The organism is Burkholderia sp. AcTa6-5 (assembly GCF_017815075.1).
Taxonomy (GTDB): domain Bacteria; phylum Pseudomonadota; class Gammaproteobacteria; order Burkholderiales; family Burkholderiaceae; genus Burkholderia; species Burkholderia sola.
This window is the reverse complement of record NZ_JAGIQE010000007.1, coordinates 1-25,270: the sequence shown is the minus strand read 5'-3', so window position 1 is coordinate 25,270 and position 25,270 is coordinate 1. Positions and strand designations below refer to the sequence as shown.

The 25,270-nt window shown below is 65.4% G+C and carries 22 protein-coding genes; 15 read left to right on the top strand and 7 right to left on the bottom strand.

The window, feature by feature from the left end:
* Positions 1-105: 105 nt before the first annotated feature.
* Positions 106-1,344 (bottom strand): dicarboxylate/amino acid:cation symporter, encoded by a 1,239-nt coding sequence (locus J8I33_RS11540; protein WP_185733166.1) that lies wholly within the window; start codon positions 1,342-1,344, stop codon positions 106-108.
* Positions 1,328-1,990, bottom strand: coding sequence for a GntR family transcriptional regulator (locus J8I33_RS11535; protein WP_050013504.1), 663 nt, complete (start codon positions 1,988-1,990; stop codon positions 1,328-1,330). Before J8I33_RS11535 ends, J8I33_RS11540 begins: the two co-directional genes overlap by 17 nt.
* Before the next feature lie 149 nt (positions 1,991-2,139).
* Here J8I33_RS11535 and J8I33_RS11530 point away from each other — a divergent pair, with 149 nt between their 5' ends.
* Complete coding sequence (locus tag J8I33_RS11530; protein ID WP_209924486.1) at positions 2,140-2,604, top strand: GNAT family N-acetyltransferase; 465 nt, start codon at positions 2,140-2,142, stop codon at positions 2,602-2,604.
* A 741-nt stretch (positions 2,605-3,345) separates the two neighbouring features.
* On the top strand, positions 3,346-4,512 hold the full coding sequence (locus tag J8I33_RS11525; protein ID WP_050013642.1) for a porin: 1,167 nt from the start codon (positions 3,346-3,348) through the stop codon (positions 4,510-4,512).
* 73 nt (positions 4,513-4,585) lie between these two features.
* Here the strand turns inward: J8I33_RS11525 and gcvA are convergent, their stop codons facing one another.
* A complete protein-coding gene (gene gcvA, locus J8I33_RS11520) occupies positions 4,586-5,518 on the bottom strand; it encodes a transcriptional regulator GcvA (protein ID WP_209935668.1) in 933 nt (310 codons plus the stop codon).
* Between the two features lie 138 nt (positions 5,519-5,656).
* Between gcvA and J8I33_RS11515 the strand changes: the two genes are divergently transcribed.
* From J8I33_RS11515 to J8I33_RS11505, 3 genes are all read left to right on the top strand, one after another.
* Positions 5,657-6,886 (top strand): MFS transporter, encoded by a 1,230-nt coding sequence (locus tag J8I33_RS11515; RefSeq protein ID WP_209924246.1) that lies wholly within the window; start codon positions 5,657-5,659, stop codon positions 6,884-6,886.
* The gene (locus tag J8I33_RS11510; protein WP_124630091.1) at positions 6,873-7,769 is read left to right on the top strand and encodes an oxidoreductase; all 897 of its coding nucleotides are present in this window, start codon (positions 6,873-6,875) and stop codon (positions 7,767-7,769) included. Before J8I33_RS11515 ends, J8I33_RS11510 begins: the two co-directional genes overlap by 14 nt.
* A 300-nt stretch (positions 7,770-8,069) precedes the next feature.
* Positions 8,070-9,227, top strand: a complete 1,158-nt coding sequence (locus J8I33_RS11505; protein WP_209935665.1) for a DUF4382 domain-containing protein — start codon at positions 8,070-8,072, stop codon at positions 9,225-9,227.
* 281 nt (positions 9,228-9,508) lie between these two features.
* Here the strand turns inward: J8I33_RS11505 and J8I33_RS11500 are convergent, their stop codons facing one another.
* From J8I33_RS11500 to J8I33_RS11490, 3 genes are read right to left on the bottom strand one after another with little or no spacing between them, the layout of a single operon-like run.
* Positions 9,509-9,970, bottom strand: coding sequence for a chromate resistance protein ChrB domain-containing protein (locus J8I33_RS11500; protein WP_124630201.1), 462 nt, complete (start codon positions 9,968-9,970; stop codon positions 9,509-9,511).
* 14 nt (positions 9,971-9,984) lie between these two features.
* Positions 9,985-11,157: a chromate transporter gene (locus J8I33_RS11495; RefSeq protein ID WP_209935662.1), complete on the bottom strand. Its 1,173-nt coding sequence runs from the start codon at positions 11,155-11,157 to the stop codon at positions 9,985-9,987.
* A 19-nt stretch (positions 11,158-11,176) separates the two neighbouring features.
* On the bottom strand, positions 11,177-12,139 hold the full coding sequence (locus tag J8I33_RS11490; RefSeq protein ID WP_089490070.1) for a chromate resistance protein ChrB domain-containing protein: 963 nt from the start codon (positions 12,137-12,139) through the stop codon (positions 11,177-11,179).
* Between the two features lie 297 nt (positions 12,140-12,436).
* On the opposite strand from J8I33_RS11490, the gene J8I33_RS11485 reads away from it, so the two are divergent.
* The 10 genes from J8I33_RS11485 (at position 12,437) to J8I33_RS11440 (ending at position 19,094) form a co-directional block, all read left to right on the top strand.
* A complete protein-coding gene (locus J8I33_RS11485; protein ID WP_050013512.1) occupies positions 12,437-12,721 on the top strand; it encodes a hypothetical protein in 285 nt (94 codons plus the stop codon).
* Positions 12,722-12,982: 261 nt separating this feature from the next.
* A complete protein-coding gene (locus J8I33_RS11480; protein WP_050013644.1) occupies positions 12,983-13,267 on the top strand; it encodes a hypothetical protein in 285 nt (94 codons plus the stop codon).
* A gap of 47 nt (positions 13,268-13,314) precedes the next feature.
* On the top strand, positions 13,315-13,524 hold the full coding sequence (locus J8I33_RS11475) for a hypothetical protein (protein WP_050013513.1): 210 nt from the start codon (positions 13,315-13,317) through the stop codon (positions 13,522-13,524).
* A 35-nt stretch (positions 13,525-13,559) separates the two neighbouring features.
* On the top strand, positions 13,560-13,772 hold the full coding sequence (rpsU, locus tag J8I33_RS11470; RefSeq protein WP_050013514.1) for a 30S ribosomal protein S21: 213 nt from the start codon (positions 13,560-13,562) through the stop codon (positions 13,770-13,772).
* Positions 13,773-13,781: 9 nt separating this feature from the next.
* The gene (locus tag J8I33_RS11465) at positions 13,782-13,988 is read left to right on the top strand and encodes a hypothetical protein (protein WP_124652351.1); all 207 of its coding nucleotides are present in this window, start codon (positions 13,782-13,784) and stop codon (positions 13,986-13,988) included.
* A gap of 157 nt (positions 13,989-14,145) precedes the next feature.
* Positions 14,146-14,448, top strand: coding sequence for a metalloregulator ArsR/SmtB family transcription factor (locus J8I33_RS11460; RefSeq protein ID WP_124652349.1), 303 nt, complete (start codon positions 14,146-14,148; stop codon positions 14,446-14,448).
* 61 nt (positions 14,449-14,509) lie between these two features.
* Positions 14,510-15,508 (top strand): zinc-dependent alcohol dehydrogenase family protein, encoded by a 999-nt coding sequence (locus J8I33_RS11455; protein WP_124652346.1) that lies wholly within the window; start codon positions 14,510-14,512, stop codon positions 15,506-15,508.
* A gap of 185 nt (positions 15,509-15,693) precedes the next feature.
* Entirely contained in the window at positions 15,694-16,428 is a 735-nt protein-coding gene (locus J8I33_RS11450) for an ABC transporter substrate-binding protein (RefSeq protein WP_209935659.1), read from the top strand.
* Positions 16,429-16,831: 403 nt separating this feature from the next.
* Positions 16,832-18,139: a dicarboxylate/amino acid:cation symporter gene (locus J8I33_RS11445; protein WP_050013516.1), complete on the top strand. Its 1,308-nt coding sequence runs from the start codon at positions 16,832-16,834 to the stop codon at positions 18,137-18,139.
* Between the two features lie 13 nt (positions 18,140-18,152).
* Positions 18,153-19,094: an amino acid ABC transporter substrate-binding protein gene (locus J8I33_RS11440; RefSeq protein WP_209935657.1), complete on the top strand. Its 942-nt coding sequence runs from the start codon at positions 18,153-18,155 to the stop codon at positions 19,092-19,094.
* Positions 19,095-19,183: 89 nt separating this feature from the next.
* On the opposite strand, the gene uvrA is transcribed toward J8I33_RS11440, so the two are convergent.
* Entirely contained in the window at positions 19,184-25,078 is a 5,895-nt protein-coding gene (gene uvrA / locus J8I33_RS11435) for an excinuclease ABC subunit UvrA (protein ID WP_209935654.1), read from the bottom strand.
* Positions 25,079-25,270 lie beyond the last annotated feature (192 nt).

Here is a 25,270-nt window from a genome sequence, read left to right as displayed (position 1 = left end):
TGCCCTATCCTCGCCGTGCCTGGATGCGCGAGTGGCGGTACGCCAGCGCGTTGCAACAGGCGGGCGCAACATGGAAACGCGCACCGCCCGTCGCTTCCGGAGCCCCTACACGCTTGCCCGGCCCGCCACGGTTTCCGCGGCCGTACTCTCCGAACCGGAAAGCTTCACCGCCACGGCCGCGGCCGCCGTGCTCCCGTAGACGTTGAGCGCGGTTCTTCCCATGTCGAAAAACGCGTCGACGCCCAACAGCAGCAGCACCGCATCGGCCGGCAACCCGATCGACGTGAGAACGATGGTGATCGCGACGATCGCGCCGGACGGCACGTTGGCTGCTCCGTCGATGGTGACGATCGTCAAGATCAGAATCGTGATCACCAGCGGCCAGGACCAGACGAGGTGATAGGCGTCGGCCAGATACCCGACCGCGAGGGCCGTGTAGAGCACCGCGCCGTCGCGATTGAAAATATAGGCGAGCGGCAAGATCGTGGACGCCACGCCATAGGGCACGCCCAGTTCAACCAGCTTCTTCAGGTGCAACGGATAGGTAATTTCGGACGAACGCGTCGTGAACCCCAGGATCAGCGGCTCCTTCACCTTCCTGAGCACGGCGAGCGGCGACTGACCGGCGACGCGAATGACGATGGTCAGCACGACCGCCAGAATCGCCATGCCGAGATAGGCCACGCCCAGCAGCTCGATGAGCGAGTGCGCGCCCGTGAAGCCCTTGGCTGCCAACAACTGCGCGATCGCGGCGAAGATCGCGAGCGGCGACCATGCGATCACCCACTGGATCATCTTGAACAGCCCCGACAGCAGCGCCTCGAAAACGGCAATCGCAGGCTCGGCCCGCTCCGGGGCGGCCGACAATGCGGCGCCGAAAATGACGCCGAAAACGAGCACCGGGAGCGAATTCCCCGCAGCAAGCGCAGCGACGATGTTGGCGGGGATCAAATCGACGAGGAATTTCGTCCAGTCGATGCTGGAAGCAAGCGCGGCGGGCATCGATCCGGAGTGAGTCAGGCTCGCGCCGAGACCCGGTCGAAATGCAAAGTTGAGCAGCAGGCCGCACGATGCAGCCAGGCCCGTCATCAAAATGAAGAAGGCGATACTGGACAGGGCGACCTTGCCAAGCCGCTCGCGAAGCCGGCCCGCACGGAAGACCCCGACCGTGACCGACAGGAAGATCAACGGCATGACGACCATCTTGATCGCGTGGCCGAACATCGTGCCGAGAAAGCCCAGCTTCGCGGCGAAGCCCGGCGCAAACACGCCGCAAGCGACGCCCAGCACCAGTCCGCCAAACATTTGCATCGGGAGGGAAAGCCCTTTATTTTTCGTGTTCATGCCGTGCCTTTAGCAGTTTTATCCGTGCCGGCGTGCCGTCAACGATGTGATTCCACATATGCTGACGCGCAAGCTCGCCGTCGTTCGCTTCGATTGCGTGAAAGATGTGCAGGTGCTCGATCGTGCCGCGCCGAACGGTTTCCGCGTCGCCACGCGGGAGTTCGTTCAGGGCCAGGGTCTGGGCCCGCAATAAACCATACGCCGACGAGATCCGGACGTTCCGTGCGGCAGCAAACAACTCTTGATGAAACACCCAACCGATACGTTGCTCGAGCATGATGTCCGCGACGTCCCGGTCGATCAGTTCCCGCATTTTTGCCGCGGCCTCGCGAAGGCCTGCCGTTACGCCGGACTTCGCTGCGAGAAACGCTGCGGTACTCTCGAGGGCCAGCCGCATTTCAAAAATTTCGCGAAGATCGCTGGTCGTCGGCGACGCGACATAGGTGCCGCTCTTTTCGATCACGACGACCAGCCCTTCGGATTCGAGCAAATGCAATGCGCTGCGCACCGGCATCTGGCCGAAACCCAGTTCGTCCGACAGGCCTCGGTGAGATACTTTCTGCCCAGGCGCAAGACGGCCGTCAAAGATCCGCGATCGGATCTCGTCGTAGGCCAGTTCTGCATCTGTCGATACTTTCAACGTCATCTGTGATCGCAGTTAGCGTATGATTCAAAAAACAAAACAGGTAGGAAATTACCCTTACTCGCCATGCCCGGCAACTGCTAATTTTGCGAGTGGGTATGTCGAAAGAGAATTGGAAGAAAATCCGCGTTACGAAGAGAGCCGATAATTATATGATTTCACAAGATGTGCGCTTTACCATCTGTGCCGTCCGTGCGGAAGAAACCTATCCCCTCAGGGCCGCCATCCTGATGGCGGGAGATGAAGAGGGAAGCGCGCTACACGGAGATCACGCCCCAACGACGATGCACTTTGCCGTTCGTGACAACGACAGGATCGTTGCGGTGGCATCGGTGTGTAAAGAAGCACAATCCGGCGCTTTGAACACTGAAATGTGGCGCCTTCGCGGCATGGCCGTCGATCCGTCGGTACGCGGCCTGGGATTCGGACGCCTGCTGGTCAATCTGTCCATTCGCCATGTGCGCGAACAGCGCGGCGTGCTGCTCTGGTGCACGGCGCGCGAATCGGCATACCCGTTCTACGAAATGCTCGGCTTTGAGCGGGACCCGATACCGATTTCAATGCATGGCCGCGACGACATGAAATTCTATTTAATGCAACGCCGGATCGAATACTGAGTTTCGTCCGAGATTGACGTTCGATTGGAATCGGACGCCGAGGTCAGGCGCTGGCTGCCGACCCGGAAAACCGGTTCGTCCGGCGTCCGCATGAGCCGGTTCGCCCGCGTAAAACTATCCGCCGCTCAGCGACACGCGGAAAACCCGCTTGCGGCCAATCGCACCGACATTCAACAATCGCCTTCTCTGTTTCGATTATTGCAACCCGGGAATAAATAGAACGATTACAACCGGGACTGCATGATCGTTGCCCGTCGTGCCAGCCCTTCAAGCCGATTATTCCCTCCCCCACCCCACCTGAATTCGCTTGCCGTGGTCGAGATCGTCAGCGCGATGGCGCGGATCGCGATAACACGTCGCCTTCGTGCCGGTTCTTATAGGGGAAATCCCGTAAGGCGCCCGACGATCAGACGAGATTAACTTATATCAAACAAATTTTGACCGGCATTTATGTTCCTGATATGGTCCTTCCACTTGCAAAGTGCGGCCAGGCCGTATCGGCGCCCGTCGCCGGCGGCTGAACCGGACGCCTGGCCAGTCCGCAAGGACGACCGATGCGACAACCGAGCAAGGGAAATTGTAAGGATCACGAAGTGAGCCGATCCGGCATGACGATGTGGCGAACATGACGCCGGCCGTCGCGACCGAAACGACGCGCAGGCCATGCGCCGCCCGCTGCATCCGGATACGACGAAAGCCGTTTCACCCCATCCCGAAACTACTCCTGACAGTGAAATGCAGATGAAAAACAAAAAAATCAACATCAGCGTTATCGCTGTTGCCGCCTTCGCAGCATCGTCGGCAGCAATGGCACAGTCGTCGATCACCCTGTACGGCATGCTCGATGCAGGCATCGGTTACACGTCGAACATCAATGGCCACAGTCGGTACGGCCTCGATGGCGGCGCCTCGGGTTCGAACAAGTGGGGCCTCAGAGGCCAGGAGGATCTCGGCGGCGGCCTGCAGGCGGTATTCAAGATCGAGAATGGTTTCAACATCGGGACGGGCGGCATCGGCGGCCAGGGGCCGATCGGTAACACGCGTTCGCTGTTCAACCGCCAGGCGTACGTGGGCCTCGCGTCCAATCAGTACGGCGCGTTGCGCATGGGGCGCCAGCTCGACGCCGTGACGGAAATGGTTCAGGTCCTGACGGGCGACGCCATTTCGGCGTCGACCTTCTCGACGCCGGGCGACGTCGACAACAACGACAACACGACGAACCAGAACAACGCGGTGAAGTACATTTCGCCGATCATCCACGGCTTCCAGGCCGAAGCCGCGTACTCGTTCGGCGGCGTGGCCGGTGCAACGGGTTCGGGGCAATCGTGGTCGGCGGCCGCGACCTACGCTCAAGGTGGCCTGACGGTCGCCGGCGGCTACTTCCGTGCGGCCAACCAGGGCGAGAACGGATGGGTGAACGCAACCGCACAACCGAGTTTCGGCGGCGCGCTCGGCTATCCGAGTTCGGGCTACAACGGCGGCAATGCGTTCAAGAGCGCGGGCATCGCGCAAGTCGCCGCGCAATACGAGGTCGGTCCGTACACGGCCGGGTTGCGCTACTCGAACGCCCAGTACAAGGGCAACGATGGCCAGCCGTCAATCCACTTCAACGTGCTCGGTGCGCTGCTGCAGTACCGCGTCACGCCGGCGCTGTCGCTGGCGACCGGCTACACGTATGTCTACGGTTCCGCAGCCACGCCCACGCAAGCGGCCGAGGGTCGCACGATGGCCTCGATCAACCAGGTGTCGCTGGGTGCGACGTACTCGCTGTCGAAGAGTACCGCGCTGTATGCGATGGGCGCCTACGTGCATGCGAAGGGTGCGCAGGCTTCCGCTGCCGACTTCGGCAACACGTCGTCGGGCGGCAACCAGGTTCAGGTCAACATCGGCATGTTCCACGGCTTCTGATCGCCGACTCGCGACACCGGAGCAGTGGCGGCATGGCTCCGGTGTCGTACCTCGCCCGGCCTGATCGGCGAACCTAGCCGCCCTCCTGACTCGCCATGCCTTCCATCCACGCCTCGAACGCGGACACGGCCGCATCGTCGGCGCGATCGGCGTTCGTCACCAGCATGTAGTCGTCGGCGCGCCAGACGGGCGATGCGATGGGACACACGAGGCGCCCTTCGGCAAGATCGCGCCCGATCAGCGGCAGCGATGCCAACGCCACGCCGAGTCCCTCGATCGCCGCGCCCAGCTGAAGATTCACGTGATCGAATTCGACGTGGCGCGCGGCGCGCAGATCGGGCGCACCCGCTTCCTTCAACCAGTGCGACCACGCGGAACGCGTCGTGGCCGAATGCAGCAGCGTGTGATGACGCAGGTCGGTCACGCTCTGTATCGGATGCTGGCGCAGCAAGGCGGGATTGCAAGCCGGCACACGCGGGTCGGGCATCAACGAACGCGAGACGACGCCCGCGCCTTGCTCGGGACCGGAGCGAACGCCGATATCGAACGCATCGGCGACATAGCGCAGCTTACGCGACGTCGTCGACACCCTGACGTCGATGTCGGGGTACCGCGCATGGAAATCGGCGAGCCGCGGCAGCAGCCAGCACAGCGCAAAGCTCATCGGCACGTTCACCCGCACGACGCCTGATATCCGGTGCGCGAACGGATTGTGGCGCAGCCGCACCACCGCGGTGCCGAGGCGCTCGAACGCGTGGCTGACGTCGCTCAGCAACGCGGCCCCTTCGTCGGTGAGCACGACGCCACGCGGACGACGATCGAACAACGGCAGGCCGAACCAGTCCTCCAGCAACCGGATCTGTTTTCCGACAGCCCAATGGGTGACGTGCAGTTCCGCCGCGGCGCCGGCGAAGCTGCCGTGCCGCGCAACCGCATCGAAAGCGCGCAGCGCATTGAGCGGGGGGAGTTCGTCCCGGTGCGTCAAAGCACCTCGGCTTTCGTCCATGACGTGACTTTTTCTCTCTGTTGACGGGATTTTAGCTCAATTGAAATGCCTGACATCCCGGTCATAAAATTGCCACGTCGAGCCTGAAAACCACACCGCGAGCGCCTTCCATGCATCGCTCGTACGGAGAGAATGACAATGCGCTTGCCCGTTTTTTCCCCGCCCGTCGCGCGAGAGACTGCACCGTCGAGGCCGCGCGTGCTGTGGCTCTCCTGCGTTGCGCACGCCATACACGACGGCTATACGGACATGATCTACGCGCTGCTACCCGTGTGGCAGTCGGAATTCGGGCTCGACTTCGCGGCCCTGGCTATCCTGCGCGGCGTCTATGCGGGCACGATGGCAACGCTGCAGTTGTCCGCGGGGCGTGTCGCGCAACGTCTGGGCAGCGGCGCGACGCTCGCAATCGGTACGCTGCTCGCCGCGCTCGGCTATGCGATCGCGGGCATGTCCGGCGGCCTGCTCGGGCTGGGCGTCGCGCTCGCGATCTCGGGCGTCGGCTCCAGCACGCAGCATCCGATCGCGTCGGGCGCCGTCTCCCGCGTCTATGGGCGCGACGCGAGAGGTCCGCTGAGCATCTACAACTTTTCCGGCGATCTGGGGAAATCCGCGCTGCCGGCCGCCATTTCGCTGCTCGTCACCATGATGCCGTGGCGTCATGCGCTATGGATCGTCGCCGGGCTGGGCTGCGTCGTGGCCGCCGGCATCGCGCTGTGGTTTCCCGCCGTGCCGCGCGCCGCCGCGCAGACGACGGCAAAAGAGCAAGCGCACGCTCGACGCAGTGGCACAGGGAGAGGCGGATTCTCCGCGCTGTTTTCCATCGGCGTGCTCGATACGGCCGTACGCATGGGACTGCTTACCTTCCTGCCTTTCCTGCTGAAGGCAAAGGGCGTTTCGCCGCAACTGCTGGGAACGGCGCTTGCACTCGTTTTCATTGGCGGTGCGGCCGGCAAATTCATGTGCGGCTGGCTCGGTGCGCGGATGGGGACGGTGAGGACGGTGCTGCTCACCGAGGGCGGTACGGCCGCGTGCATCGTCGCGGTGATCTATCTTCCGTTGACGCTTACCATGGTGCTGCTGCCGATCCTGGGCATGATGCTCAACGGCACGTCGTCGGTGCTGTACGGAACCGTCCCGGAGATGTCCGCGCCCGAGCGCACCGAGCGCGCATTCGCGATTTTCTATACCGGGACGATCGCATCAGGCGCGTTATCGCCCGTCCTCTACGGTTTCCTCGGCGACCGGATCGGTGTGCACGGCGCCACGTATGCGACCGCGTTGACCGCGCTGGCGATTTTTCCGCTCGCTCTCGCACTGCGCTCGCATCTGACAGACCACTCACAGGATGAACGCCATGACGAAGCCTGACTATCCGCGCGTCGCTCTCGTCGGTCCCGGTGCAATCGGAACGACCGTCGCCGCGGCCCTTCACGAAGCCGGCCGCACGCCAGTGATCTGCGGCCGCTCGGCGCACGAGCAGTTGACGTTGCGCTTCGACGGCGGCGAGATCGTCGTGCCCGGGCCCGTGCTGACCGATCCGCAAGCCGTCAATCAAAGGTTCGACCTCGTATTCGTTGCGGTCAAGTCGACGCAGATACCGAGTGCGGCACCGTGGGTCTCCGCGCTATGCGATACGAATACCGTCGTCTGCGTGCTGCAAAACGGCGTCGAGCAGAAAGCCGCCTTCGCGCCGTATGCGGCCGGCGCCACGATCGTGCCGTCGATCGTCTGGTTTCCCGCGCAACGCGAATCGGGCACGTCGGTGTGGCTGCGCGGCAAGCCTCGGCTCACGCTGCCCGATACGCCCGCGAGCGACGTGGTGGTTTCGGCTTTGCGCGGCACGCGATGCTCGCCCGAGGTGGCGGAGGATTTCATCTCGCTCGCGTGGCGCAAGCTGTTGCAGAACGCGGTGGCGGGGCTGATGGTACTGACCGGTCGCCGCGCCGGCATGTTCGCGCGAAGCGACATCACCGACCTGTCGCTCGCGTACTTGCGGGAATGTCTCGAGGTCGCGCGTGCGGAGGGGGCGAAGCTCGGCGATGAAGTGCCGCAGGAGATCGTCGATGGATTCCACGGCTTTCCGCCCGATTTGGGAACGTCGATTCTTGCCGACCGGCAAGGCAACCGTCCGCTCGAATGGGACTGCCGGAATGGCGTCGTGCAGCGATACGGACGCACGCACGGCATTCCGACGCCGATCAGCGATCTGGTCGTGCCGCTTCTCGCGGCCGCGAGCGATGGTCCGGGCTAATGCCTCGCCCATAGCGGGGAACGGGCGATCCAGCCGAGCCGCCCGAATCCGCGCTGGACACGACGTCGATGGCACATGCCACCGCGGCGCTGCTAACGTCTGACAAAAGAGCCGGCTCCCGCCTCCGCAGGAAGCAATCGCCCCTCGCCACCCCCGGCGCGCGCCGCTGCGACATCAATCCCGGAAAAAACTGACCGACCTAACAAATACTTACCGTTCGTTTCAAATATGCCCAGATAGTGAGCTACGGCCGGGCTATTCTTCCGTCACCCACAATAACGATCCCACTGGGGGTGACATATGAACAACATGATCAAGAGCGCCCTGTGCGCTGCCTTCGTACCATTCATTCTCGCCGGTTGCGGCGGCGGCGACGACGGTGGCGGCACGCAAACCGGTACGCTGCACGTCGCGATGACGGATGCGCCATCGTGCGGCTTCGACCACGTGTACGTCACCGTCTCGCAAGTCCGCGTCAACGCCAACGCGAACGCCAATGACAACGACGCCGGCTGGTCGACCGTGTCCCTCGCGACGCCGCAGAAGATCGACCTGCTGTCGCTGACCAACGGCGTGCTCGCCGATCTCGGCCAGACCGCGCTGCCGGCCGGCCAGTATCAGCAAGTCCGGCTGGTGCTCGCGCAGAACCAGGGCAATACCCTCGCCAACTCGGTCGTCCCGACGGGCGGCACGGAACAGGCGCTCGCCACGCCGAGCGCGACGCAAAGCGGCTACAAGATCATCCAGCCGTTCACGGTCCAGCCCAACACCCTCGTCGATCTCGTGCTCGACTTCAACGCATGCAAGTCGATCGTCCAGCGCGGCAACGGCTCGTACGCGCTGAAACCCGTCGTCACCGCGATCCCGACCGTCGTGAGCGGCGCGATCTCCGGTTACGTCGCCTCCGCCGAAGCCGGCGCGACCGTCTATGCCGAACAAGGCGGCAAGGTCGTCCGCGGCACGGTGGCCGACAGCTCCGGGAAGTTCGTGCTGTCGCCGCTGATCCAGAGCTCGACGCAGGGCAACTACGATGTCGTGATCGTGCAGAACAACTTCGCGTCGGGCATCGTCCGCTCGGTTCCGGTGGTCGTGAACGCGACCACGGCGGTGTCGGCGTCCGCCGCACCGATCACGCTGCCGGCCTCGACGACGAGCACCGTCAGCGGTACGGTCACCGCAAGCGCGAACGCCTTCGTGCGCGCGCTGCAGACGATCGACGCGCACGCCTACGAGATCACGTCGATCAACGCGAACATGGACACCGGCGCCTATGCGCTGTCCGTGCCTGTGGCTGCACCGATCGTCGGCACCTACTCGGGCTCGCTGCCGGTCACGCTGGCCGCGGCGCCGGCCGCCGCAGGCCAATACACGATCGAGGCCGACGCGACATCGGGCGCGACCCAGTCGGCCAACGTGAACGCAACGACCAGTCAGTCCAACGTCAACTTCAGTTTCTGACGCGCTGACCGCATCATCGAAAGGGCCGAACGGCCCTTTCCTACCAACGGGAGAACGAAGTGAAAAAATGGGTGATCGCAGTGCTCGCAGCGGCGAGCATGGTGGGCGCGCTCAGCGGGTGCGTCGCCTATGTTCCGGGCCCACCGGTCGTGGTCGCGCCGCAAGGCGGGCCGGGGAATGGATTCTGTCCGCCGGGACAGGCCAAGAAAGGCAACTGTTGACGAAATGCCCGCGCATCGCGGGCATTTTTTCATCCGTCGAATCCGCCATTCCCCGCGTCGTCACTCCGCCATCTTCGGCGGCCATGCATGGCCTTCGGCCTGACAATGCCTACACCACGCGTAAAGCGCGTCGTACATGACCAGACCATGCTCGAGCATGTCGTGATCGTCGGCAAACATGTCCGACAGTCCGAGCGAAATCGCATAAAGGCCGCTCGACTGCGGCGTCAGGTCGAGCCGCGACGTATCCGCGCCGCGAATGATGCGGGCCATGTGCTGCAATGCCCGATCGTCAGCCAGACCATACTTGTCGAGAAACGCGTCGAAGCTGCATTGCTCGCCGACGTGCGTCAACTCCACGCCCGGAATGTCGTACGGAATCGCCCCGGTCTCGTCGGCGATCCGCAGCACGTCGCCCGGCGGGACGTACAGAAATTCGGGCGTCTCGTCGATAAAACGGGCAATGAGCCAGGGGCACGCCACCCGGTCGATTTTCGGACGTTGTCGCGTAATCCATTGCATGGCGGCCTCCACGATCAGTGATGCAACAGCGGGTACACGATCAGGCCGATCACGGCGGCCCCGCCTACGACCATGGGCTCCGACAGCTTCCTGAACCTGACCAGCAGCACGATCGTCGCGAGCGCCATCAACGCGGTGGGCACGTCGACGATCGAACGCCGGGCCAGCACGATCACCGATCCCGTGATCGCGCCGACGGCCGCGGCCGTCACGCCGTCGACGAATGCCAGGATCGCCGGCAGCCTGCCGTACTTCTTGAAGTACGGCGCCGGCAACACCGTGAACAGATAGCACGGCAGGAACGTGCCGGCTGCCGCCACGCACGCGCCCGGCAGCCCCGCCACCAGATAGCCGATGAAGCCGACCGTGATGACGACCGGGCCCGGCGTGATCATCGCGACCGCCACGGCGTCGACGAACTGCTTCTCGTTGAGCCAATGGTGCTCGGTGACCACGCCGCCATAGAGGAACGGCACGATCGCGAGCCCCGAGCCGAACACGAACGCGCCCGCCTTCGCGAAGAAGACGGCGAGTTGCGCGAGCTGCGGCCAGTCGACGATACCGAGCCATGCGCCGGTGGCGGACACGGGCAACGCCACGGCCGCATTGACGCGCCGCTGGCGCAACCACCTCGGCGGCGCGCGCGTGAACCAGACGAGCACGCCGGCCGCGAGAAACAGCCACGCCACTTCGGATTCCGTGATCACCGTCACGGCGACCAGCACGAGATAGATCGCCCAAAGGAGCTTGTCGCGACCGACGCTTTTCGCGGTCAGCTTGCGCGCGCTGATCGCGATGATGCCGATCACCGCCGCGCCGACGCCGTAGAACACCGACTGCATCCACGTCAGGCCGCCGAATCGCGTGTATGCGTAGCCGAGCAGCACCACCATCAGAAACGACGGCAGCACGAACGCGATCCCGACCATCGTGGCGCCGACGATCCGGTAGTGCACGTAGCCGAGATAGATCGCCAGTTGCGCGGCAAGCGGGCCGGGAGCCAGCTGCGCGAGCGCCAGGCCTTCCTTGTAGTCCGCGTCCGCGATCCAGCGGCGCGTGTCCACGAGGTCCCGATGCATGTAGCCGGCCAGCGCGACGGGCCCGCCGAAACCCGTCGCGCCGAGCCACGCGAAGTACAGGATCAGTTGCCCCAGCGTATAGGCCGGACGGTCGCGATGTGTATTCATGTCGAGGCGGGCAGCGAGGTCAGGGTTTGCGGTTGCCGCGCAAATGCACGTACAACGAATCGAGTACCGCGCCGATCTCCATCAGCAACGCATCGTCGTCGGCCAGACGCTTGCGGGCGCCCGCGAGAATGGCCTCGAATCCGGCGGCTTCCGGCACGGTGGCGCCGCCCACGTCCAGCGCATGCACCATGGCCCCCAGCCGGACGAGTCCGTCGTTGTCGCCAAGCCCGAAGCTCGCGACCAGGACCTCGAACGACACGCGATCGCCCACATGCGTGAACGGCGCGCCGTCGAAATCGAAGCCGAGCGCGTCAGCCGGACAATCGGCAAGGTTGTCCAGCCACACGAAGCGCGCATGCGGATCGATGAAACGCCGAATCAGCCACGCGCTGGCGACGCGATCGACCCACAGGTGACGGCGCGTCGCCCACACCCTGCCCTGATACTGCGCGGGGTCGCGACGGGGAATGCCGCGTTGGGCGGCATGCGGCTCGCCGGGAGAGCGCCGCGCTTCGATCGCGGCGGTGAAATCCCGCCATTGCGCCTGCGCGCGCAGCGACGTTTCGCCGGGAAAGAAATCGATGCTTCGAATGGCGTCGTACGTGCGCGCGTGGCGGCGTTGCAGGCGATTGAGATCGGCTGCCGCCAGATCGGACAGCGCCTTGCGCGCCTCCGAAAGCTCGGCAAGCCAGTCTGCGTAATCGCCCGCGCGATCGAACAGCGACTTGTATGCTTGTTCGTCCGCGGGATCGTCCGCATGGACATCCAGCAGCCACGCGTGGCCGTCGCCGTTACGCGCGTCGTCGGCCAGCTCGCGCAACTGCGCCGCCTGCTCGGCATGCGCGGGCAACAGGTAGGCACCGTCGCGCAACGCGCCGCAGCCGAGCGCCTTGACGGTACGCCAGATGCGCATGCGCGCAGTCGCGCCGGAAGTCGGCAGACTGACGATCAGCAGGAGCCACGACGTCGGCGCAGGATTCATGACGGCAGCATAATGGGCCGTCACGAGCACTGCAATTCAGTAGATATCGCTACAACACTTCGGTGGCAGGCAGTTCCGCTCGACGCGCGGAGCGAGCGCTCGGCCTGACGGCCGGATCGCGTCGTCGCCGGACCGACGCCGCGGGACATCGTTGCGATATCCTGCGAATCGAGCGGTTCAACGCATAAACTGAAAGCACGCCACGGCGAACGCCCCTCGCTCCATCGCACGCTTTCGCCGACACCGCTCCGAATGCAGCCGGACGGCAAACGCAGGCCCACACATGAAACGGCCCCAATGACCATCGATCCCGGCTCCATTCCTTACTATCTCGTCCTTCGGGCCGGCTGGCCACCTTATGTGTTGAATGCGGATCGTCAAGTGCTGCGCCGCCAGGCGAGTCCGCTATTGCTGGCATTCGCGCGCACGCGCGGCGCGATCGCCCATGTCGACGACAGCGCGTGGAACGTCTTCTCCGACAGCGAGGGGCTCACGGTCGTCGAACGTCGCGAGACCGGGTTCTTTTCGCTGGTCGCGGGAAACGAGACCGAACGTCAGTTGCAGTTGCTGACGACGCTCTGACGTCGCCGCCGGGCGTGCCCGTGCGTGCGCCAACCCCGGAATAAATCGACCGCTCGGCAAACGATGCGCGTATGATGAGTTCATCCGCGCGATCAGCCGTCCTTTGACCGTTCGCCCCTCCACCCGCCCGCTTGCTGCATCGCCCCCCCCCTTCGCGCTGCAACGTTGTCCCCTTCACCCATCGGCCCGCCCCATAACGGGAATACCGGCCGGATGTGTTCGCCCATGCGACTCGTCGTGGCCGAACGCCAGGAGTTCGTCATGAGCATGCACGTCTATCGTGGATTCGAGATTTATCCACTCATTTATCCTCACGTTGCCGCGCTGAACGGCAGCCCGCATAACTACGATGCCGGGTTCGACGCGGCCGTCAAGATTTGCCTGCGCGGCACCACCGATACGCTGACGCAGAGCCAGACCTTCAGATTGCGCGACACGTCCCCGTTCGATAACGCCGGTGACGCGCGTCGAGCGTCGGTGCGCTATGCCGAGAACATCATCGACGACAATCGTGGCAAACAGGGATTCTTCGCCAGCGCGTGCTGACGCGGCTCGTCAACGCCACATAGTGTGTTGGTATTTTGGAGGTCGAAATGATCATCGACGAACTGCTCGGCTTGATCAGCCGGCGTGAAGTCACCCGGATCGACACCGCCGTGCCTGCCGGCCTCGCCGATTCGGCGATGTGCCATCAACCCGAGCTGCACATGTTCATGGCGGTACGTGCGCTATCGATCGGCGCAGGCTATTCGGAATTCGAATCCGACGAGATAGCCAGCGCCGTCATGACGCGGCTCGGCTAGCTTTCCGTTCCCACCTCTTTCCAGACAGAATCTACATGACGACAATCACGCCGAAGCTGAACGAACCGATCGATGTCACGCTGCGGCGATTCCGGCGCGACATCGAGAAAACCGGACTGATTCGCGAGCTGCGCAGTCGCACGAGCTACGAGAAGCCGACGACGGAGCGCAAGCGGAAAAAAGCCAGCGCCGTTGCCCGACAGCGCTTGCAGGCGAAGCGCCTGTTGCCGCCCCGAAAAATGTACTAGGCGCGCATCGTGGACGACATGCCGGCCGAGGCGCCTCCGTTCTTCCCGCTGACGAGATGCGAAGTCGATTTCGATCCGAAGAACGACAGCGTGACACTGCTCCCGAGCTTCTATGCGTTCGGGTGCGAGTACACCAGCCGCGGGTTTCTGATCGCGCGCAGCGATGCGTTCAAGCTGATTGCCGCGATCGAGAAGGCGCTCAGCATTCAGGGGTGAGCCGACACCGGCGCAATCGCAAGTATCGCCCCTCACAAGACGGACCAGGCACGGCCGGACGAACCAGATAGACGCCCGCGGCGTCACCCAGCTGCCACTCCCCGGAAGCGGCCGGCGGCCGTATTGACATATCGGTAAATGTCGATATGATCACGCCATGGAATTGCTCGATATCTTCAAAGCCCTCTCGAACCGGACACGCCTTGAAATCCTGCGGGGTTTGAAGGATCCCGGGAAGCACTTCCCGCCGCAGGACGAAGGGGACGTTCACACGGTGGGCGTCTGCGTCAGCAGCATTCAGGAAGGCGTCGGGCTGTCGCAGTCGACGGTGTCCGATTATCTGGCGACGCTGCAACGTGCCGGCCTGGTCGAAGTCCGGCGCATCGGCCAGTGGACGTACTACAAGCGAAACGAAGCGGCGATCCGTGCGCTTGCCGAGCGCATCGGCACGGAGCTGTAATTTTTTACCCGAATATATCGATAATTCCCGATATCCCTTTTTATCGAAACGAGGACGTGCGATGCAAGCAATGCGACTCAAATCATTTGGCGGTCCGGATGCGTTCGAACCGTGCGATGTGCCCACGCCCGTACCGCATGCGGGACAAGTCCTGGTCCGGGTACATGCCACCTCGATCAATCCGCTGGATTACCAGGTCCGGCGGGGCGATTATCCCGACCTGGTGCCGCTGCCCGCCATCACCGGGCATGACGTGTCCGGCGTGGTCGAAGCGGTCGGGCCGGGCGTGACGAATTTCTCGCCGGGAGACGCAGTCTGGTATACCCCGCAGATCTTCGACGGACCCGGCAGTTATGCCGAGTTCCACGTCGCGGCCGAAAGCATCGTCGGGAAGAAGCCCTCGTCACTGAGCCATCTCGAGGCGGCCAGCCTGACGCTGGTGGGCGGAACGGCGTGGGAAGCCCTGGTCGTGCGGGCGGCGCTCAGGGTGGGCGAAAGCATTCTGGTGCACGGCGGCGCGGGCGGCGTCGGCCACGTGGCGATCCAGCTCGCCAAAGCGATCGGAGCCCGGGTGTTCACGACCGTGCGCGAAGCCAACTTCGCGTTCGCACGAAGCCTGGGCGCCGATGAGGTCATCGACTACCGGCACGAGGACTACGTCGACGCGATCATGCGGGAAACGGGCGGCCGCGGCGTCGATGTCGTGTTCGACACCGTCGGCGGCAACACGTTGTCGCGCAGCCCCGACGCGCTCGCCCAGCTTGGCCGCGTCGTCACGATCGTCGACATCGCACAGCCACAAAACCTGCTTCAGGCGTGGGGCAAGAACGCGAGTTATCACTTCGTCTTCACGCGGCAAAACCGCGGCAAGCTCGACGAGTTGAGGGCGTTGGTCGAGCGCGGCCAGTTGCGGCCGCACATCGGCGCCGTCTATTCGCTTGCCGACATTCCGCTCGCCCATGCGCGGCTGGAGCGCCCCGACAACGGCATTCGCGGAAAAATCGCGATTGCGGTCGAACCGTCCGCGCACCTCGCTGCCGACCGGAGCCGGAACGCATAGCGGGGTGGTCGTGCGCCCGGGACACTGTGTGGCGAGCGACCGCGAAGCGGTCGCGCCAGCTCGAGGTTTCGACGCCGGAACGCCCCGCGACACGCTCCCCCCGACGTCCGGTGATAAGCTCGGCGTCGACGCGCTGTCGCGCATCCCGTCACCCGACCGACCCTACGCCTCCCGCGAGTCCGCCCATGCCCATCGCTCCAGCTGTCGTCTCCGCCTTCACCCCCACCGGCAAGCTCCGCGCCTCGATCAACCTCGGCAACCCGATCCTCGCGAACCGCGACCCGGCAACGGGCGAACCGTTCGGCGTATCGATCGACCTCGCCCGTGCATTCGCCGAGCGCCTGTCGGTCGACCTCGAACTCGTCGTGTTCGACGCCGCCGGCAAGTCGGTGCAGGCGCTGACCGACGAGCGCGCCGATTTCGGCTTCTTCGCGGTCGATCCGTTGCGCGGCGAAACGGTCGCGTTCACCGCGCCGTACGTGCTGATCGAAGGCTTCTATCTCGTGCCGGACGCATCGCCGATCCGCACCAACGCGGACGTCGACCAGCCGCACAACCGCGTGGCCGTCGGCAAGGGCAGCGCGTACGACCTATTCCTCACCCGCGAACTGAAGGCCGCGACGATCGTGCGCGCACCGACGTCGCAGGCCGTCGTGGCGACGTTCGTCGAGCAGAAGCTGGAAGTGGCGGCCGGCGTGAAGCAGCAGCTCGAAACCGATGCCGCGAAAACGCCCGGCCTGCGCCTGCTCGACGAACGCTTCATGGTGATCCGGCAGGCGATGGGCGTGCCGAAGAGCCGTGGCGACGCGGCCGCCGCGGCACTGGCCGCATTCGTCGAGGAAATGAAGGCGTCGGGCTTCGTCGCCGATTCGCTGCGCCGGCACGGCATCACGGGCGCATCGCTCGCGCCGGCGGCCTGATCGAAAACCGCGTGCCGTCGCGCTGGCCGCCGAGATCGTCCGGCTCGCGGCGCAGGCGTGCGATTTCAGCACGCGCCTGCCCGATCCTCGCGCGCATGACGAGTGCAACGTCGCGGCAACGCAGCATCGCCCGCCTATAGGCACAGCACAGGCGCAAATGGCGCAGCGGCGCAGGTCGTCCCGATCCGGCGACCGCCGAACAGGCGACGTGCTGCTCCGCACAAACCGGTAGCCGGTTGCGCCGGCTTCGGTCGCGGAGCGCCACCGGCGCAGCCGCCGTCGCCCGATCGGCCGTTACCCGGCGCTAGCGCAAACCCGAACCCGGTTGCACTGTTCATCGCCATTCTGGTCCTGTATCGTCCTCCCATCCCCGATTGCGAAACCGCTGCATGGGAGGCTTACGATGCGAAAAAAGAATGCTGCAGCCGTCTGGATCCTGATCGCGATGGTGGCAGGCATCGCGATCGGCTACATGGTCTTCACGAGCTTTCCGGACAAGAAGGCCGCCGCTGAAATCGCCGGGTACATCTCGCTCGTCTCCGACGTGTTCCTGCGCCTGATCAAGATGGTGATCGGCCCGCTCGTCTTCTCCACACTGGTGGTCGGCATCGCGCACATGGGCGACGCGGCCTCGGTCGGACGCGTGTTCGCGAAAGCGTTCGGCTGGTTCGTCACCGCGTCGCTGGTCTCGCTGCTGCTCGGGCTGCTGATGGCGAACCTGCTGCGGCCCGGCGACAATCTCGGCTTGCCGCTGCCGGACATCGGCGCATCGGCGAACCTCGCGACGTCCAAGTTCACGTTGAAGGATTTCGTCGGCCACATGGTGCCGAAGTCGTTCGCCGAGGCGATGGCGAACAACGAAATCCTGCAGATCGTCGTGTTCTCGATGTTCTTCGGCGTCGCGCTCGCCGCGCTCGGCGAGCGCGGGAAGATCCTCATCGCCGCGATCGACCAGTTGTCGCACGTGATGCTCAAGATCACCGGCTACGTGATGAAGCTCGCGCCGCTCGCGGTGATGGCCGCGATGGCCGCGACCGTCGCAGTCAACGGGCTGTCGGTGCTGCTGAAGTTTGCGGTGTTCATGGGCGACTTCTACGTCAGCCTGTTCCTGCTCTGGGCATTGCTCGTGTGTGCCGGGCTGTTGTTCCTCGGCCGTCGCGTGTTCAAGCTGCTGCTGCTGATCAAGGAAGCATTCATGCTGTCGTTCGCGACGGCCAGCTCCGAAGCCGCGTATCCGAAGATCCTCGACGCGCTCGACCGCTTCGGCGTGAAGCGCAAGATTTCGAGCTTCGTGATGCCGATGGGGTACTCGTTCAATCTCGACGGCTCGATGATGTACTGCACGTTCGCGTCGCTGTTCATCGCACAGGCGTACAACATCCACCTGTCGCTCGGCACGCAGATCACGATGCTGCTGGTGCTGATGCTCACGTCGAAGGGGATGGCCGGCGTGCCGCGCGCGTCGCTCGTCGTGATCGCGGCCACGCTGCACCAGTTCGGGCTGCCGGAGGCCGGGCTGCTGCTGATTCTCGGCGTCGACACGTTCCTCGACATGGGCCGCTCGGCCACGAACGCGGTCGGCAACTCGATCGCGAGCGCGGTGGTCGCGAAATGGGAAGGCCAGCTGCTGTCGGAAGCGGAAGCCGAAGCCAACGCGGCGCGCATCGAAGCGGAACAGGAAGCGACGATCGCACATCCGACCGAAGTCTGACGGAGGCCCGGCGATGAAGATGCAGCGATTCTGGCGTGCGCTCGCGCTCGCGGGCCTGCTTGCCGCGGGCGCGACCACGCACGCGGAAGATGCACCCTCGACGCTGCCGCGCGTCGAACCGTTCGCGCCGGCCCAACTGACCGGCACGCTCGCGAAGGTGCGCGGCAGCGGCACGATCGCGCTCGGTTATCGCGAAGCGTCGATACCGTTCTCGTACCTGAACGCGCGCAACCAGCCGATCGGCTATTCGATCGAGCTGTGCAAGGCGCTCGTGTCGTCGATCGAGGATGCGATCAACAAGAGCCTGACGATCCGCTGGGTGCCGGTCACGTCCGACAACCGCATCGACGCGGTGGTCAGCGGCAAGGTCGATCTGGAATGCGGCTCCACGACCAGCAACCTCGAGCGCCAGAAGCGCGTGGCGTTCTCGCCGATCTTCTTCGTGGCCGGCACGAAGGTGATGGTGAAACGCGGCGCGCCGATCCGCTCGTTCCGCGATCTCGCAGGCAAGAAGGTCGCGGTGACGGCCGGTACGACCAACGAGAAGGCGCTGCGCGACCTGAACGAGCGGTTCAGGCTCGGGATCCAGCTCCAGGTGGTGCCCGATCATGCGCAGGGCTTCGCGCTCGTCGCGAACGGCGGCGCCGACGCGTTCGCGACGGACGACGTGCTGCTGTACGGCCTGATCGCCGAGAACGCGAGCAAGGGCGGCCAGTACGACGTGGTGGGCGATTTTCTGTCCTACGACCCGTACGGCATCATGTTCCGCAAGGACGATCCGCAGCTCGCGCAGGTCGTGAAAACCACGTTCCAGGAACTGGCCGCCGACGGCGAGATCGCGCGGCAGTACAAGCGCTGGTTCCTGCGTCCGCTTCCGTCGGGCTTGAGTCTCAACCTGCCGATGAGCCCGCAACTGGAGACGATCATCGAGGCGATCGGCGTCAACGGGAATTGAGCGCCGCGCCATCGTCGACATGAATGACGAAACGAGAGCGGCCCCGATGCCTCACCCGGCACCGGGGCCGCTTGCCGGGTGCAGCGTGTTCAGCCGACCCGCGCCGCGCCCTGCTGCGCCGCTTCCGCACCTTCGCTGGCCGTTCGCGCCAGCACCGGCTTCAGCGCCTGCCCGGTATGGCTCGCGCTCACCTTCGCGAGCGCTTCCGGCGGCGCCGCCGCGACGATCGTGCCGCCGCCCACGCCGCCCTCCGGGCCGAGATCGATGATCCAGTCGGCTTCCGCGATCACGTCGAGGTCGTGCTCGATCACGACGACGCTATGCCCCGCATCGACCAGCCGGTGCAGCACGCGAATCAGCTTCGCGACGTCGGCCATGTGCAGGCCGACCGTCGGCTCGTCGAGCACGTACAGCGTGTGCGGCGCCTTCTGGCCGCGGCGCGTGATGTCGTCGCGCACCTTCGTCAGTTCGGTGACGAGCTTGATGCGCTGCGCCTCGCCGCCGGACAGCGTCGGCGACGGCTGGCCGAGCGTCAGGTAGCCGAGCCCGACATCCTTCATCAGTTGCAGCGGATGCGCGATGTTCGAGATCGGCGCGAAAAATTCCACCGCCTCGTCGATCTCCATCGTCAGCACGTCGCCGATGTTCCGGCCGCGCCACGTGACGGCGAGCGTTTCCGGATTGAAACGCTGCCCGTGGCACACGTCGCACGGCACCTTCACGTCGGGCAGGAAGCTCATGCCGATCGTGCGCACGCCTTGCCCTTCGCACGCGGGGCAACGCCCGTCGCCGGTATTGAAAGAGAAACGCGACGCCGTATAGCCGCGGGCGCGCGCTTCGAGCGTATCCGCGAACAGCTTGCGGATCGTGTCCCACACGCCGATGTAGGTGGCCGGGCACGAACGCGGCGTCTTGCCGATCGGCGTCTGGTCGACTTCGAGCACGCGATCGATCTGCTCCCAGCCGCTCAGCGACTCGCAGCCCTGCCACGCATGCGTGACGTTCAGCGACGGCCGCGGTGCGCTGCGCGCGAGCACGCTCGAACGGCGGTTCGTGGCCGTCGCATCCTGCTGCGCGGCCTTGCGCGCACGCCGCGTGGCCGGCGACGACAGTACCGAGCGGCCGACCGCGTCGAGCAGGTTCGTCATCAGCACGTCGCGCGCGAGCGTCGACTTGCCCGAGCCGCTGACGCCCGTCACCGCGACGAGCCGCGCGAGCGGAATGCCGACGGTGACGTCGCGCAGGTTGTGCAGTCTCGCGCCATGCACGGTCAGCCACGCTTCCGGCACGGCTTCACCGCCCTTCTTGCCCGGCAGGCTCACGCTGCGGCGTGGTTGCAGCGGGTGCAGCATCGGCTGCGCGAGCAGGCGCCCCGTGACCGAATCCGGCTGCGCGGCCAGATCGCCCACCGCGCCTTCGGCGACCAGCTTGCCGCCGCGCTTGCCTGCGCCCGGGCCGATATCGATGATGTGATCGGCACGGCGGATCGTGTCCTCGTCATGCTCGACGACGACGAGCGTGTTGCCCTTGTCGCCGAGCTTGCGCAATGCGTCGAGCAGGATCTGGTTGTCGCGCGGATGCAGGCCGATCGTCGGCTCGTCGAGTACGTAGCACACGCCCTGCAGGTTGCTGCCGAGCTGCGCGGCCAGCCGGATCCGCTGCGCTTCGCCGCCCGACAGGCTCGGCGCCGCGCGGTCGAGGCTCAGGTAGCCGAGCCCGACTTCCTCGAGAAACGCGAGGCGGCTGCCGATCTCGCTGACGATGTCGCGCGCGATCTGCGCGTCGCGCCCGGTGAGTTCGAGCGCGTCGATCCAGCGGCGCGTGTCCGACACCGTCCACTGCGCGACCTCGACGATCGGATGCGCGTCGAACGTGACCGCGCGCGCGGACGGGTTCAGCCGCGTGCCCTGGCAATCCGGACAGGGCTCGTTGCCGACGCCTTCCGGCTCCTGCTCGTCCGACGGCAAGGTTTGCTCGCGGCCGCGATCGTCGCCGGCGAGCACCGTGTCGTCGTATGCGGCGCGCTGTTCGCGCGTGAGCGTGACGCCGGTGCCGACGCAGGTCGTGCACCAGCCGTGCTTGCTGTTGTACGAGAACATCCGCGGGTCGAGCTCCGGATAGCTCGTGCCGCACACCGGGCACGCGCGCTTGACCGACAGCACCTTGACCGCGCCGACCTGCGCGGTCGAATGATCGTTCTGCATCGCATGGTGCAACCCGTCGAGCGGCGCCAGCAGATGCATCACGCCCTTGCCGAGCTCGAGCGTCTCGTCGAGCCTGCGCCGCAACTCGGCCTCGTTGTCCGGCGACACGACGAGATCGGCCACCGGCAATTCGATCGTGTGCTCGCGGAAGCGGTCGAGCTTCGGCCACGGGTCGACCGTGACGAATTCGCCGTCGACGCGCAGATGCGTGCTGCCGCGCGCCTTCGCCCACTTCGCGAGATCCGTATATACGCCCTTGCGGTTGACGACGAGCGGCGCGAGCAGCCCCACGTGTTCGCCGCGATGATCGCGCAGCAGTTGCGCGGCGATCGATTCGACGGACTGCGACGTGACCGGCGTGCCGTCGTGGATGCAGTGCTGCAGGCCGAGCTTCACATACAGCAGCCGCAGGAAGTGCCACACTTCGGACGTGGTCGCGACCGTGCTCTTGCGGCCGCCGCGCGACAGCCGCTGCTCGATCGCGACGGTCGGCGGAATGCCGTACACCGCGTCGACCTCGGGGCGGCCGGCCGGCTGCACGATCGAGCGCGCATACGCGTTCAGCGATTCGAGATAGCGGCGCTGGCCTTCGTGGAACAGGATGTCGAACGCGAGCGTCGACTTGCCGGACCCCGACACGCCGGTGATCACGTTGAACTTGCCGTGCGGAATGTCGACGTCGAGCGCCTTCAGATTGTGCTCGCGCGCGTTGACGATGCGCACGACGTCCTCGCCTTCGATCGCCCGGCGCGCGCGCGCCGCGTTCAGCACGGCCTGCAGCGGTACACCTTCGTCGGCGCGCACTGCGTCGCCATCCATCTCGCGGTCGTACTGCAACAGCGCCACGCCGGTATGCGATTCGGCGCACGCCTTCACGTCGTCGGGCGTGCCCGCGCACAGCACGAGGCCGCCGCCGTCGCCGCCTTCCGGGCCGAGATCGATCAGCCAGTCGGCCGCGCGGATCACGTCGAGGTTGTGCTCGATCACGATCAGCGAATGGCCGGCCGCGAGCAGCTTGCCGAACGCCTGCATCAGCTTCGCGATGTCGTCGAAGTGCAGGCCGGTGGTCGGCTCGTCGAACATGAACAGCTTCGCGCGTGCGATGCGCGCCTCTTCCGTCGCGACCCGGCGCCCGTTGGCCGCCGCCGCCGATTCGGCGAGGAAGCCGGCGAGCTTCAGGCGCTGCGCTTCGCCGCCCGACAGCGTCGGCACCGGCTGGCCGAGCTTCACGTATTCGAGGCCGACGTCGACGATCGGCTGCAGCACGCGCAGCACCTCGGCATCGGTCGCGAAGAACGCGGCCGCTTCGCTGACGGTGAGATCGAGCACGTCGGCGATGTTCAGCGCGCGGCCGTCGCGCTCGATGCGCACTTCGAGGATCTCGGCGCGATAGCGGCTGCCGTCGCAATCCGGGCAGCGCAGGTAGACGTCGCTCAGGAACTGCATTTCGATATGTTCGAAGCCCGAGCCGCCGCAAGTCGGGCAACGGCCGTCGCCCGAGTTGAAGCTGAACGTGCCCGCACCGTAGCCGCGTTGCAACGCGAGCGGCGCCTTCGCGAACAGCTTGCGGATTTCGTCGAACGCGCCGACGTAGCTCGCCGGGTTCGAGCGCGTGGTCTTGCCGATCGGCGACTGGTCGACGAACACGACGTCGCCGACCTGGTCGGCGCCCGTGAGGCTGCGGAACGCGCCCGGCGATTCGGTTGCCTTGCCGTGGTGCCGCGCCATCGCCGGATACAGCACGTCCTGCAGCAGCGTGGATTTGCCGGAGCCGGACACGCCCGTCACGCAGACGAGCCGCTGCAGCGGAATCTCGACCGTCACGTCGCGCAGGTTGTGCTCGGTCGCGCCTTCGAGCACGACGCGCGGCGTATTCGCGTCGACCGGGCGACGCGCCCAGTTCGACGCATGCGCGACCTGCTTGCGGCCGCCGAGATACTCGCCCGTCAGCGTGTGCGCGGAACGAATGTCGCCCGGCGTGCCGTCGTACACGATCGTGCCACCGCGCTCGCCCGGGCCGGGCCCCATGTCGATCAATCGATCGGCCGCGAGCATCACCGACGGATCGTGCTCGACCACGACCAACGTATTGCCCGCGTCGCGCAGCCGCTGCATCGCCTCGACGATCCGCGTGAGATCGCGCGGATGCAGCCCGATGCTCGGCTCGTCGAGCACGAACAGGGTTTTCGTGAGCGACGTGCCGAGCGCGGTCGTCAGGTTGATCCGCTGCACCTCGCCGCCCGACAGCGTGCGGCTCTGGCGATCGAGCGTCAGGTAGCCGAGCCCGACGTCGCACAGGTATTTCAGGCGCGTGCGCACTTCGGCGAGCAGCAGCTTCAGCGCATCGTCGAGCAGCGCGCTCGGCAGAACGATATCGTCGAAGAAGCGGCGGATGCGCTCGATCGGCAGCAGCATCAGGTCGTGCACGGTCAGGCCCGGCAGCGCTTCGAGCTGCGCGCGGCTCCAGTCGACGCCGCGCGGCATGAAGCGATCGGCCGGCGCGAGCACGCCGTCGGCATTCTCTTTCGAGCCGAGCCGCCATTGCAGCGATTCCGTCTTCAGGCGCGCGCCGCCGCACACGTCGCACGGCGTGTAGCTGCGGTATTTCGACAGCAGCACGCGGATGTGCATCTTGTACGCTTTCGATTCGAGGTAACCGAAGAAGCGCTTCACGCCGTACCACTGGCTCTGCCACTTGCCGTTCCAGTCCGGCGAGCCGTTGACGACCCAGTCGCGCTCGGCGTCCGTCAGTTCGGACCACGCGACGTCGCGCCGGATGCCGGCCTTCGCCGCGTAGCGCATCAGGTCGTCCTGGCACTCTTTCCACGCAGGCGTCTGCATCGGCTTGACCGCGCCGCCGCGCAGCGTCTTGCGCGCGTCGGGAATCACGAGGCCGAGATCGACGCCGATCACGCGGCCGAAGCCGCGGCACGTTTCGCACGCGCCGTATGCGGAGTTGAACGAGAACAGCGCGGCTTGCGGCTCCGCGTAGCGCAAGTCGCTGTCGGGATCGTGCAGCCCGGTGGAGAAACGCCAGATCACCGGCTCCGCCACTGCGTTTTCCGCTTCGGGCGCGAGCACATACACGTTCACGCGGCCACCGCCGCGCTTCAGCGACGCCTCGATCGCCTCGACCACGCGCACCTTGTCGGCCTGCTGCACGCGGAAGCGGTCGGCCACCACGTCGAGCAGCTTGCGCGGCCCGGTGGGGGACGCTACCTCGCGCTGCGCCTGCACGCGCGTGTAGCCGCTCGCCGACAGCCACTGCGCGATTTCCTCGTCGGACACCGCTTCCGGCAATTCGACCGGGAATGTGACGACGACGCGCGGATCGTCCGCCTGCGTGCGCGCGACGAGTTCCGCGTAGATCGTTTCGGGCGTGTCGTGCCGCACCCGCCGCGCGGTCTTGCGGTCGAACAGCTCCGCCGCGCGCGCGTACAGCAGTTTCAGGTGATCGTTCAGCTCGGTCATCGTGCCGACGGTCGAGCGCGAACTGCGCACCGGGTTGGTCTGGTCGATCGCGATCGCGGGCGGCACGCCGTCGACGCGCTCGACCTGCGGGCGATCCATCCGGTCGAGGAACTGCCGCGCATACGCGCTGAAGGTTTCGACGTAGCGCCGCTGGCCTTCCGCGTACAGCGTGTCGAACACGAGACTCGACTTGCCGGAGCCCGACGGGCCGGTGACGACCGTCATTTCGCCGGTGCGCAGGTCGAGATCGAGATTCTTGAGGTTGTGCTGACGTGCTCCGCGAATGCGGATCAGAGTGCTGGATGACAATTTGCCTGCCCGTCTGAATGAGTTAGCCGGAAGTCACGGTGCCGGAACGCTGCGGCGGATGCCGCACAGGTGATGCCCGCGCCGATCGAGTTCGACGGATACTATACTGTACATTCATACAGGTGCGACCTGAAAGTCGCTATCACAACTGTCTTGCCAATAGCAACCGGACAAGACCTGCTGTTCTGCCAG

Excerpts from the sequence above, each read along its gene's own strand:
- J8I33_RS11540 (WP_185733166.1), bottom strand. The coding sequence starts at position 1,344 with ATGAACACGAAAAATAAAGGGCTTTCCCTCCCGATGCAAATGTTTGGC.
- J8I33_RS11535 (WP_050013504.1), bottom strand. The coding sequence starts at position 1,990 with ATGACGTTGAAAGTATCGACAGATGCAGAACTGGCCTACGACGAGATC.
- J8I33_RS11530 (WP_209924486.1), top strand. The coding sequence starts at position 2,140 with ATGATTTCACAAGATGTGCGCTTTACCATCTGTGCCGTCCGTGCGGAA.
- J8I33_RS11525 (WP_050013642.1), top strand. The coding sequence starts at position 3,346 with ATGAAAAACAAAAAAATCAACATCAGCGTTATCGCTGTTGCCGCCTTC.
- gcvA (WP_209935668.1), bottom strand. The coding sequence starts at position 5,518 with ATGGACGAAAGCCGAGGTGCTTTGACGCACCGGGACGAACTCCCCCCG.
- J8I33_RS11515 (WP_209924246.1), top strand. The coding sequence starts at position 5,657 with ATGCGCTTGCCCGTTTTTTCCCCGCCCGTCGCGCGAGAGACTGCACCG.
- J8I33_RS11510 (WP_124630091.1), top strand. The coding sequence starts at position 6,873 with ATGACGAAGCCTGACTATCCGCGCGTCGCTCTCGTCGGTCCCGGTGCA.
- J8I33_RS11505 (WP_209935665.1), top strand. The coding sequence starts at position 8,070 with ATGAACAACATGATCAAGAGCGCCCTGTGCGCTGCCTTCGTACCATTC.
- J8I33_RS11500 (WP_124630201.1), bottom strand. The coding sequence starts at position 9,970 with ATGCAATGGATTACGCGACAACGTCCGAAAATCGACCGGGTGGCGTGC.
- J8I33_RS11495 (WP_209935662.1), bottom strand. The coding sequence starts at position 11,157 with ATGAATACACATCGCGACCGTCCGGCCTATACGCTGGGGCAACTGATC.
- J8I33_RS11490 (WP_089490070.1), bottom strand. The coding sequence starts at position 12,139 with ATGAATCCTGCGCCGACGTCGTGGCTCCTGCTGATCGTCAGTCTGCCG.
- J8I33_RS11485 (WP_050013512.1), top strand. The coding sequence starts at position 12,437 with ATGACCATCGATCCCGGCTCCATTCCTTACTATCTCGTCCTTCGGGCC.
- J8I33_RS11480 (WP_050013644.1), top strand. The coding sequence starts at position 12,983 with ATGAGCATGCACGTCTATCGTGGATTCGAGATTTATCCACTCATTTAT.
- J8I33_RS11475 (WP_050013513.1), top strand. The coding sequence starts at position 13,315 with ATGATCATCGACGAACTGCTCGGCTTGATCAGCCGGCGTGAAGTCACC.
- rpsU (WP_050013514.1), top strand. The coding sequence starts at position 13,560 with ATGACGACAATCACGCCGAAGCTGAACGAACCGATCGATGTCACGCTG.
- J8I33_RS11460 (WP_124652349.1), top strand. The coding sequence starts at position 14,146 with ATGGAATTGCTCGATATCTTCAAAGCCCTCTCGAACCGGACACGCCTT.
- J8I33_RS11455 (WP_124652346.1), top strand. The coding sequence starts at position 14,510 with ATGCAAGCAATGCGACTCAAATCATTTGGCGGTCCGGATGCGTTCGAA.
- J8I33_RS11450 (WP_209935659.1), top strand. The coding sequence starts at position 15,694 with ATGCCCATCGCTCCAGCTGTCGTCTCCGCCTTCACCCCCACCGGCAAG.
- J8I33_RS11445 (WP_050013516.1), top strand. The coding sequence starts at position 16,832 with ATGCGAAAAAAGAATGCTGCAGCCGTCTGGATCCTGATCGCGATGGTG.
- J8I33_RS11440 (WP_209935657.1), top strand. The coding sequence starts at position 18,153 with ATGAAGATGCAGCGATTCTGGCGTGCGCTCGCGCTCGCGGGCCTGCTT.